This window comes from Enterococcus sp. AZ156, from assembly GCF_051714165.1.
In the GTDB taxonomy this organism is placed as follows: domain Bacteria; phylum Bacillota; class Bacilli; order Lactobacillales; family Enterococcaceae; genus Enterococcus_B; species Enterococcus_B pernyi.
The window spans coordinates 1-6942 of the sequence record NZ_JBIORI010000002.1; the positions used below are offsets into that span (position 1 = coordinate 1).

The following is a 6942-nucleotide window of genomic DNA, read 5'->3' on the forward strand; positions in this document are numbered from 1 at the left end:
TAAAAGAATTGGTAAACCACCAGAAATAACCTCAGTAGCACCAGTTTTTATTTCATTCAATGTAGTTGTAACAGCATCAGTAGAAGCAGATCTTACAGCTCTAGCACCTGAAGAAACAGATTCATCAGCGAAAGCCGCAGGACCTAAAGTAGAAACAGAAGCTACCGCACCAGTAACAAATAAACGTGTTTTAAAGCTTGCATTCATAACTTTTTCTTTCAAATTTTGCATAAAATATTCCTCCATTAATTAAAAAATTGATTTCAAAATAGACTGATAAATTTTATAAATAGAGAAACCTGCAATCAAAAGTGGTATAATAAAAACAATTAGAATATAGCCAGCAGTTTGAAAGCCGATTTCAATTTGTTGGACTTCAGGATCAATATAAGTTTGGGCTTGTATTGATCCTATTTTTTGATCTAAAATACTAAAGTTTTCCCCCGAAATCTTCTCAGTATTACTAGATAAATTTGAAACCTTTTCTAACAAGTCATTTCTAGATTGTTCAGAAGCCTGCACCTCCTTAAAATATTCAGTTTTAAATTCATCAAAAGAGACAAAATACTCTTTTAATTTAGTTAATTGATCAGAATAAACCATATCCATAAAATTTGAAGATTGATAAATATAAGGATATATATAACTTCTCATCCAATAATCATGGTTCATCGAAAAATCAACTAGAGCTATATAATTATATTTTTGAGCCTGTATTATGGCTTTCGTATCATTCGACAATCCTTCCTGTTTTAATAAATTGTCAAAATCTGCCGTATCAATTTGAAAACCTGCTCTAGTATCTTTTAACTCAGGAATTTGAATTATATTATTCTCTGTTCCATCCATCTAAAATCCCCACCAATTCAAGCTCTAAAAAACCTTTATAATTACGGGTCATTTTCTTAACTAAAGTAACCTCACAAGGCACTTTTTGAGTAAAAATAGAAAGAATTGCAAGATTCTCAGTAATTTCATATGCTACTTTCTTCCCAAAACCTTCGTTCACAGGATAAGGAACTAAACAACTCAATTTTGCTCGATCTACACCATCTACTTTATAATTGTGAAATCCTACTAACTCTACTTGTTCATATACTTCATTCATATTCATTACATCCCTTCTTAAACTACACAAAAATTACGCGAACTTATTTTTGTGCGCATAAATATATTATAAAAAAAACAAAGCTTTTTCAACTCTTTTTTTTACTGTATTTTTCACGTTCTTCATCACTAGCTTTATATATATAATAAAACAAAGAATCCTCAAGAATAGCCGACAAATTAAGATTTAACTTTTCGGCTTCATCTAAAATTTTATTATTAATACTAACATTTTTAGCTCTCTTTTTCTCTTGATAATCCAATCTATTTCTTCCCATCAAATCCCTCACTTCAAAAAGAGCTTTTTTCTATTAATATTAACACATATAGCATGTTCAAAAACCAAACAAAAATAATAAAAAATAAAGTATAATGAAAAAGGCAACTTGCCCCAAAAGGGGGTGGCTATATTGTTTTACCAAATCATTTCGTTAGTTATCGCTCCACTATTTGTGGCTCTAGTAAACACCCTAGTTTCTCACTGGTTAGACGAGAAAGAAGATAACTAAAAGCAAGTTGCTTTCTAACCCACACGCTTATAATCCACAATAAGTGCATAAAAAAACCCAACCTACTGCAATAGGTTGGGTTTTGTGCTATATTGTTCCAAATCATTTCGTTTCCACAATCCAATTATAATATATAAAAACAATAAAATCAAAAATACTATTTACTTTTCACTAAAATTAAAAAATCAATATACTAAAAATAGAAACTCAAAAAAAATAAAAAGCTAAAATAAAATATAATAAAAACAGCAACAAAAAAAGCAAGTTGCTATCTAGCCTATAAAACCTAAAGTGCATATAAAACCCAACCTACTAAAGTGGGTTGGGTTTTATGCTATATTCTTCAAAGTTATTTTGTCTTCAAAAAACATTATAAAATCATTTTGTCTTATTATAAATTTCTTTGAAATCCTTAGAATCTGTTTTTCCTGATTTATAATTTTCATGTATAACCTTTTTTTGTTTTTTTAAAGCAGATTTAACTAATCTATTATATTTTCTTTGTCTTCCTGTTAAAGAAGTATCAAAAAATATATTAATAATAGCCATAAAGATAGAATATATAATCAAATAAATAAAATATAAAATAAAAAAAACTAAAGATAATAATAACAATTGTAAAAAAGAATTCTGAATAATAAATAATTGATATAAATCATCAAATTCATTAAATAATTTTAATAATACATTTTCCAAAAATATCATCCCTAATATAATATTTTTACACTAAAACAAAAAATTTTATTTATATCATATATCGAAATATCAACAGGACTATATAAAACATATCCATCTCTATTCAAAAAAAATAAAAAAAACGTGTAATCAAATAAATCAAAAAAAGAAAATCCTAATTTATAAAATTCAGATATGTCATAAATTTCAATCACACAAAATACCCCATGAAAAATATACAATAAATAAAAAAGATTAATTTACTCAAAAAAAAACGAAACCCAAAATTGGATTTCATTTTTTACTTACCACTAACGTCTAAACCAAGTAACCAAGTATCGAGTTCTTTTTTTAATTCATCAGCACTCTCTGAAAAACTTTCTCTTAAATGTTGAGTAAGTTCATCATTTTTAGATTCAAGTTTCAAAATATCTCTATATTTATACTTAGTTTTACGAGATAAAATCGACCAATTAGAATGATCTGCAATTAAACCATCAATCATTATTTTATCTATAGATTTAACATGAGAAGGCAGATAATGCGGAGAACAAAAACTATCAAGACTTTCATTAACAATATTATGCCACTCATTAGCTTTACCACGTCTTAATTGCAACTCTAAACGCCACCAAGTATTAACTTCATCTGGAATAACCTTCTTCTTGTTTTGTTGTTCTAATTTTTTATTATACATACGTATTTGACGTTCACTTGAGCGACTACCCCAATAAGCTGTCTCAAGAGCACCAGAACGCCCATAAATAGGTTTAAAAGAAACAGAATCAACAACTCTATACTGAGTTATAAAATCATCTGGAACATCAATAATATCGCAAGCTATATCTGCACGTGAAAAATGGGGCTCTAAAAATAAATCGTGAATAAAGTTCTTCATACTACCAGAAAGAAATTCTCCAATTTTATTCGGATTAAAATCAATGCGTCCATAACCTTTTTGAAACTTAAGCATCTCAATAAAAGCAATGTTTTCCCCATAATGATCACATAATTTCCAAGAATTTTGACCAACTGCTTCGAGAAAACCATTATTTTCATTCAAACGCATAAGTTGTTCAAAATTAACTAAAATAGTTCCATTATTAGTCCGATACCAAATGTTTTCTTTAAGCTTTCCAACAATGGTAATCCTATCTATTGACCAGGTAAGTTTAATAAGGGTGTCCCTATCTTCCACACTTAACCGCCTGTTAGAGGGTGCGGTTAATTTTTCCCACTCATTAAGCGTTATTCTTTTTTCCCGATCTCGAACACCTAAATTTTCATTATTTAAATTTTCTGAAGTAATTTCTTCTTGATTTTTTTTCATTTCTCATATACCCTTAACTCGTAGATATGAAGACGTATGCCCCTAATGCATACATAAAAAAGATAGTCTTACGTTACAAGTTGCCTTTCTGATATTTAGTTTGAATTCGACACTTAAACTTTATCACTGGCCTTCTTGCAATGCAAGGCTATTTTTTATGAAGTCTAAATGCCTAAAAATTTTAAAAAAAATAAAAAAAGATAAAATCAAAAACAAAGAAAATAAAACAAATAATATAATCACATACACGTCTTTTTTATTTTTTTGTATTCCATATCTAAAAAAACCATCTAGCTGATATCAAATCTTGTTTTTTTCTAGTCCCTTGTTCGTGTATGCAAGGGACAATTATTTTTTTCAAAACCAAGAAAAAATAGAAAAAAATAAAAAAACTAAAATAAAAAAAATAATATAAAACCATACACACTCTTAAACTCAAAAATCAGTTTTCCTTATGATAGTTGTATTACATGAGAAAATGATCTATCTCAACCTAAAATCTTTAATCTTTTGTTTTTTTTTAGTCCCTTGTTCGTGTATGCAAGGGATCTTTTTTTCTTAACCATCAACTCCCCACCCCCTCGTTCTCGAGGGGCACCCTCGCCGGTAGGCACCTCTCTTCGGCATTTCATACCAAAGAGAGAAATTCAAGGGTCGGGGAAATCGTTTGTAGCTGTCAATGCATAAATTCCCTCGCTCCGCTCAGTCAGACATTTATAATTGACAGCGCCACATCTCTACTCCTTCATCATGCTCGGTACTAAAGCCAACGCAAACATTAAAATTAAAAACGTAATGTTCTCTATCACTTTTTATGCTCCTTTTCAGCCGCAATCATCTTATTAATCACCGCATAACTATCGTATAACTCACGAATCTTTTTCGTTTGTACAAAATTACGCCTCCACTTCCTGTGGAGCTTTCTACGGGCTTCTGGACGCCCAATAGTATCTTCATAGTCTTTCGCATTAAAACACCGCTGAAACGTCCACCAGCCTCCTACCGTATAACATTCAACCACTTCAAAGGTTTGTTCACGTAAAGGTTTCGTCACACGACTAAAGTGTTGACTCGTACCAAATATTTTTATCTGTTGTTTTCGTTGTTGCGTCGCAACCGCAAGAACACGAGAACTAAAATTCCGAGTATCATAAACATCAAATTCATTCTGTATCTCATCAATTGCAAATACTATCCCCGCTTCATTGCGAAGAGTCAAAATCTGTTCCCATGAGTCAAGAGAGACATCTTCATGGATATAACCAAAATTCGTACAAATCACTACATCAGGATACTTCTTCCTAATCCTTTCTAACTGTTCAACCAAACTCATTGTTTTCCCACTACCTTGCATTCCTGCAAAGATTGTTAAACCATACATTTTAAATCTTTTTCGCTCTTCATGATCAAATAAATCTTTGATTTTACATTTTAAAAATCGAAACAACTTAACAAATACATTTTGATTCGACAAAATCTCAAATTCACGTTTCAATTCACTTTATCCACCTTTCAAAATTATTCGAGCAATTTCGCAGGTTATATTTTTTTCGCGTGCGCGGGGGCGCTCGCGCGTCCCATGCGCCCCGCGAAAAAAAATATTAACCAAGCGAGAATTTGCTCAAAATAAATCTTAGAATACGTGTAAGAAAGCCTAAATTGTCTACGACAACAATTGCAGTAATACACGCAAGAACAAGCTTAAAGCTAACCAAAGTGTCAAAATATGCCAAAGTATCCGAAAAAGCAGAGAAATTCAACTCTTCTGCGGAAGGAAATTTTATCGTAGGAAACAAATCAACAATAAAATTTAAGATACCTACAAAAAAATCGACAAACATTTTAAGTAGCAATAACATCACCTTCCCCGACAAGACGCTTGTAAATCGTGATACATGTCCACAAAAAGACAAAAATATTCGCTACATTCCTAACAACAGGAACAAAACTATCAAACCAACTTCTAGGAAATGGGTACAACTTTTCTCCACGGTAAACGACATAAAAATCATATAAAGATTTTTTACTAGAAAACAAAGATTTAATGTAATCAATCAACTTAAAAATAAAATCAAATTTATCTTTTAAGCGATCAATAAAATCAGAAAAAGAGTCTTGTATCCCGTCAAAATCAGGAACAAAAAAATCCTTAAGCCATGTCAAAACACCAGAAATAGCACCACCTATTACACCAGTACCAACATCCACATCAGTATCAGAACCAGCGCCTTCACCAGTACCAACATTTTCGATAGGCGTGGATATTGCAATATCCTCAACCAATGCACCATCAACAACACCAGTTTGAGTAATAGGTTTTGTTTCATCAAAAGTCAACTGAGTTCCAATGGCAACATCTTTCGCAAGAGTACCACTACCAGCTAACGTCTTTGTAATAGTTCCAACACGGACATCTATATCTAATCCTGTTAAAACTCCTATAGGATAATCAATAGAATCATAACCACGCTTCACCTTCAAATACGTTAAATCTTTAGTTGTTCCAGTGGTAGTCAAACCATAAGTAACCGAATCAGGAGTAGTAGTAATCACACGTAAAGCACCAAGCGGATTCGCTGCAGGAGTAGAAACAAAACCAAACTCAGGCGTATACTGAGAAAAGCCTCCGGACCTAACAGTCAATTCGAGAGTATTCATCCACATATTGCCATCAGAATCCACTTCAAAACCATTCGCAATAGGTCTAGAAGTAAGATAAGCTATATTAGCGCCAAAAAGATTCGCCAAATCAATATAAAAACCATCATTTGCTTGAATACTTGCGGCGTTTAAAGGTTTATAAAACCCCGAACCATCAAAATAATTTTTATTTCCAACTACATAATCTTGTTTCAAAGCATTTTGAATCAAACTATAACTAAAAGCAGTAAAAGCTACAGCAGTGGTATTCTCAAAAACAAATTCAGCCATCTCAGAAGCTGTAAGACCAATACCAATCGATCTCCCTTTTTCTTCAAGCTCGTCCCAGTTTTTAACAGCAACACCGCCAACAGCCAGACCAGCAAGTCCCAAAAGCACATACTTCAAATTTCCAGGTCCTCTAATTCTCTTATAATCAGCAATCGTAGGAGCATCAGAAAAACTCAAAGTAGCAGTATTCGCATGAACCTTGTCAAAACTAAAAAAAGTAAAAAAAATAGCTATCAAAACAAATAATCTATTCTTCATAGAACATCTCCTAATAAAAAAATAGACATTCCGAAGAATGTCTATTCAGTTATTCGATTAAACAGCTTTACCGAAGAAACGTTTTGCAATTTTAACAGTTGCAAAAGCTACAGCAATTAACCCGCCGATAGA

Annotated in this window: 9 protein-coding genes; 1 reads left to right on the top strand and 8 read right to left on the bottom strand. The window is 31.6% G+C overall.

Translation table 11 applies throughout. From position 1 onward, the window contains the following. From IGJ95_RS14480 to IGJ95_RS14495, 4 genes are all read right to left on the bottom strand, one after another. The coding region (locus tag IGJ95_RS14480; RefSeq protein WP_438762218.1) for a hypothetical protein at positions 1-231 on the bottom strand (231 nt) is incomplete at its 3' end. A gap of 18 nt (positions 232-249) precedes the next feature. Next, positions 250-849 carry a hypothetical protein gene (locus tag IGJ95_RS14485; RefSeq protein ID WP_438762220.1) on the bottom strand — a complete coding sequence of 200 codons (600 nt, stop codon included), beginning with the start codon at positions 847-849 and terminating at the stop codon, positions 250-252. Then, on the bottom strand, positions 830-1114 hold the full coding sequence (locus IGJ95_RS14490; RefSeq protein WP_438762222.1) for a hypothetical protein: 285 nt from the start codon (positions 1112-1114) through the stop codon (positions 830-832). Before IGJ95_RS14490 ends, IGJ95_RS14485 begins: the two co-directional genes overlap by 20 nt. Before the next feature lie 82 nt (positions 1115-1196). Further along, on the bottom strand, positions 1197-1385 hold the full coding sequence (locus IGJ95_RS14495) for a type II toxin-antitoxin system CcdA family antitoxin (protein ID WP_438724059.1): 189 nt from the start codon (positions 1383-1385) through the stop codon (positions 1197-1199). 123 nt (positions 1386-1508) lie between these two features. Here IGJ95_RS14495 and IGJ95_RS14500 point away from each other — a divergent pair, with 123 nt between their 5' ends. Next, positions 1509-1616, top strand: a complete 108-nt coding sequence (locus tag IGJ95_RS14500) for a type I toxin-antitoxin system Fst family toxin (protein ID WP_438724057.1) — start codon at positions 1509-1511, stop codon at positions 1614-1616. Positions 1617-1994: 378 nt separating this feature from the next. Here IGJ95_RS14500 and IGJ95_RS14505 read toward each other — a convergent pair whose 3' ends face one another. The 4 genes from IGJ95_RS14505 to IGJ95_RS14520 form a co-directional block, all read right to left on the bottom strand. After that, the gene (locus IGJ95_RS14505; protein WP_438762224.1) at positions 1995-2312 is read right to left on the bottom strand and encodes a hypothetical protein; all 318 of its coding nucleotides are present in this window, start codon (positions 2310-2312) and stop codon (positions 1995-1997) included. A 280-nt stretch (positions 2313-2592) separates the two neighbouring features. Then, entirely contained in the window at positions 2593-3621 is a 1029-nt protein-coding gene (locus tag IGJ95_RS14510; protein ID WP_438762226.1) for a replication initiation factor domain-containing protein, read from the bottom strand. Positions 3622-4426: 805 nt separating this feature from the next. Continuing rightward, entirely contained in the window at positions 4427-5116 is a 690-nt protein-coding gene (locus IGJ95_RS14515; RefSeq protein WP_438762228.1) for a hypothetical protein, read from the bottom strand. 347 nt (positions 5117-5463) lie between these two features. Then, a complete protein-coding gene (locus tag IGJ95_RS14520; protein ID WP_438762230.1) occupies positions 5464-6810 on the bottom strand; it encodes a hypothetical protein in 1347 nt (448 codons plus the stop codon). Between the last annotated feature and the right edge of the window lie 132 nt (positions 6811-6942).

Bases quoted from the DNA above. Each gene is read 5' to 3' on its own strand.
- IGJ95_RS14485 (WP_438762220.1), bottom strand. From the start codon at position 849: ATGGATGGAACAGAGAATAATATAATTCAAATTCCTGAGTTAAAAGAT.
- IGJ95_RS14490 (WP_438762222.1), bottom strand. From the start codon at position 1,114: ATGAATATGAATGAAGTATATGAACAAGTAGAGTTAGTAGGATTTCAC.
- IGJ95_RS14495 (WP_438724059.1), bottom strand. From the start codon at position 1,385: ATGGGAAGAAATAGATTGGATTATCAAGAGAAAAAGAGAGCTAAAAAT.
- IGJ95_RS14510 (WP_438762226.1), bottom strand. From the start codon at position 3,621: ATGAAAAAAAATCAAGAAGAAATTACTTCAGAAAATTTAAATAATGAA.
- IGJ95_RS14520 (WP_438762230.1), bottom strand. From the start codon at position 6,810: ATGAAGAATAGATTATTTGTTTTGATAGCTATTTTTTTTACTTTTTTT.